Origin of the sequence: Rhodanobacter sp. MP1X3 (genome assembly GCF_014207165.1) — a bacterium.
In the GTDB taxonomy this organism is placed as follows: domain Bacteria; phylum Pseudomonadota; class Gammaproteobacteria; order Xanthomonadales; family Rhodanobacteraceae; genus Rhodanobacter.
The window spans coordinates 1-1,445 of record NZ_JACHCO010000025.1 but is presented as its reverse complement, the minus strand read 5'-3'; the positions used below and the strand labels follow the sequence as shown (position 1 = coordinate 1,445).

The window sequence follows — 1,445 nt, the reverse complement described above, 5'->3', positions numbered from 1 at the left end:
TTCGATATCTCCGCCGGTGGCAATCAGGCGATCGGCGCACTGAATGGCGTGGGCGGCAGCAATGTCACGCTCGGCGGCAATACGCTGACCCTGGGTGGTATTGGCAACGCCAGCTTCGCCGGCGTCATCGCCGGCACCGGCGGTCTGATCAAGAACGGCGCAGGGACACAGACCCTCGATGGCGCCAATACCTTTAGTGGCGGCGTCACACTGAATATGGGCGGCTTGATCGTCGGCAACAATACGGCGCTCGGCACCGGCGCATTAAGCGTCGGCGGTGCCGCTACGCTGGATGCGGATGCCCCGGTCACGCTTGCCAACGACATCAGCCTGGCTACAGGTGCTGGCCTGGACGTATTGGGCAGCAATGCGTTGACCTTGGGTGGCGTGATCAGCGGCGATGGCAGCCTGAGCAAAGACGGCAGCGCCACGTTGACCTTGACCGGTGCCGATACCTTCACCGGCGGCACCACGATCAATGCAGGCACATTGGCGCTTGGCGCTGGTGGCAGCCTGCTGTCAACCGGTGCGGTCACCCTGGGCGGCAGTGGCACGTTCGATATTTCCGCCGGCGGCAACCAGAGCATCGGCTCGCTGGCTGGCGCTTCGGGCAACGTCAATCTTGGCGGCAATGCACTGAGCCTGGGTGGCGTGGGCAATACCGACTTCGGAGGTGTCATCGCTGGCACCGGCAGCCTGGTCAAACTCGGTACCGGCGTACAGACGCTCAGTGGTGCCAATACGTTCAGTGGCGGCATCGATCTCGACGCCGGCGGCCTGATTGTCGGCAACAACGCCGCACTTGGCACCGGCGCACTCACCGTGGACGGTGCAGCTACGCTGGATTCCAACAGCGCGATCACGCTGGGCAATAACGTCGTGCTGGATGCCGGGCTGACCGTACTGGGCAGTAATGCACTGACCCTGGGTGGCGCGTTATCGGGTACCGGCGGTCTCACCAAGAACGGCTCATCGCTGCTGACCTTGAACGGTGCCAATACCTTTACTGGCGGCCTGAATATCGGTGCAGGCACGGTGGCTCTGGGTGCTGGCGGCAGTCTGGCGGCGAGTGGTGCGGTGAACCTCAGCGGTATTGGTGCCGGCTTCGATATCTCTGCCGGCGGTAATCAGACCATTGGTGATCTGTCCGGCGTGGCTGGCAGCAGCATCTCTCTGGGCACAAACGCGCTCACTTTTGGCGGCATTGCCGATCAAGGCTTCGGCGGCATCATCGGTGGCACCGGTAGCCTGATCAAACAGGGTAGCGGCACCGAAACACTAACCGGTGCGAACACGTTCACCGGCGGTCTGACGATCGGTGACGGTACGCTGGCGCTGGGCGCCGGCGGTAGTCTGGCAGCAACTGGCGCGGTGAATCTCAGCGGTGCCGGCGCTGGCTTTGATATCTCCGCCGGCGGCAATCAAACCATCGGCGATCTGTCCGG

1 protein-coding gene is annotated in these 1,445 nt (G+C 63.4%); it reads left to right on the top strand.

Annotated elements, in window-relative coordinates; genetic code table 11:
• Positions 1-1,445 (top strand): autotransporter-associated beta strand repeat-containing protein (locus HDE79_RS21750; RefSeq protein WP_184605310.1); only part of this gene is annotated, 1,445 nt, incomplete at both ends.